The organism is Paenibacillus sp. 01L418, from assembly GCF_056400045.1.
The window spans coordinates 1-1,452 of sequence record NZ_JBFTSN010000737.1 but is presented as its reverse complement, the minus strand read 5'-3'; the positions used below and the strand labels follow the sequence as shown (position 1 = coordinate 1,452).

The following is a 1,452-nucleotide window of genomic DNA, read 5'->3' as shown; positions in this document are numbered from 1 at the left end:
CGCAAGGGAGAAGTTGATTCGCAAAGTCACGTTTCAAATTGCAGACCAATAACTCATGGAGGTTTTTTATGAAGGGGCTTCGTCAATATCGAATTAAAGAAATTATTAGCAATAGTGTGATTGAGACACAAGAGGAGCTTGTAGAAGCGCTTCGCACGACAGGTATGCAAGTAACGCAAGCGACCGTTTCACGCGATATGAAGGAATTAATGCTAATTAAAGTGCCTGCAGGTGAAGGCAAATATAAGTATTCCATTCCGCAAGAGCATCAGAAGCAAAATCCTATTCATAAGCTTAAGCGGGCTTTGCTTGACCATTTTGTACATATTGACTTTACAGATAATCTTGTTGTTATGAAATGTTTGCCAGGGACAGCAAATACCATTTGTGCATTGGTTGATAATATGGAGTGGACTGAAGTAATGGGTACAATCTGCGGAGACGATACGATCTTGATGATTTGCAGAACCAAGAAGCAAAGCAATGAAGTAGTAGAACGATTACTTGAGCTATTGAACTAAGGAGGATGTCAGAGCCATGCTGCGTGAGTTGTCGATAAGGAATTTAGCGGTAATTGAAGAAGTAAACGTTACATTTCATCATGGATTTCATGTATTGACAGGAGAGACAGGAGCAGGTAAATCGATTCTTATTGATGCGCTAAGCTTGCTGGTCGGCGGTAGAGGCTCCGCAGACATGGTACGGTATGGTTGTGATAAAGCTGAAATGGAAGCTTTATTTGACCTTCCACGAAATCATCCTGTATGGGTCGTTCTGAACAAGCTTGGTGTACATGCATCCTGTGATGAGATGTTAGTAATAAGAAGAGAGCTGTCTGCAAATGGTAAGAGCAGCAGCCGTGTGAATGGCCAGCTCGTTACAATGACCATGCTAAGGGAAATTGGCGAATGCCTTGTCAATATTCATGGTCAGCATGAGCATCAATCACTCCTTCGAACAGAACAGCATTTAGAGTGGCTAGATCTATTCGCTGGAGATTTGCTAATTGAACGGAAGCAAATATATCGGACCATATTTTCGCAGCTTCAGCAGGCAAGGGCATCATTACGCGAGCTGGAAAATTCGACTAGACACAATGTGCAAATGCTTGATTTATATCGTTTTCAAATTGAAGAAATATCGAATGCGCAGCTTAAGCCATTGGAAGATGAGCTTCTAACAGAGCAGAGGCGCAAGTTATTGTATGCAGGGAAGAGAATGGACGCCGTATCGGAGGCCTATTCGCTTTTGTATGGAGGCAAAGGGCTTGATATGGTTAGCAAGGCAGTAGCTAAGCTGATAGATATTCAAACTTATGACGCAGCGAAACTAAATCCACTTCTTGAACAGCTTCAATCTGCCTTTTATCAAGCTGAAGATGCTGCATTCCAGCTTCGTGATTATCGTGATGGCATTGAGTCTGATCCTGATCAGCTCTCGCAGGTTGAAGAC

Annotated in this window: 2 protein-coding genes; both read left to right on the top strand. The window is 42.6% G+C overall.

Features of this window, described 5'->3' with window-relative positions; translation table 11 throughout:
• Positions 1 to 68 precede the first annotated feature (68 nt).
• Positions 69 to 521 (top strand): transcriptional regulator AhrC/ArgR, encoded by a 453-nt coding sequence (ahrC, locus tag AC1DSE_RS35215; RefSeq protein WP_076266962.1) that lies wholly within the window; start codon positions 69 to 71, stop codon positions 519 to 521.
• 16 nt (positions 522 to 537) lie between these two features.
• The coding region (locus AC1DSE_RS35210) for an AAA family ATPase (protein ID WP_477529116.1) at positions 538 to 1,452 on the top strand (915 nt) is incomplete at its 3' end.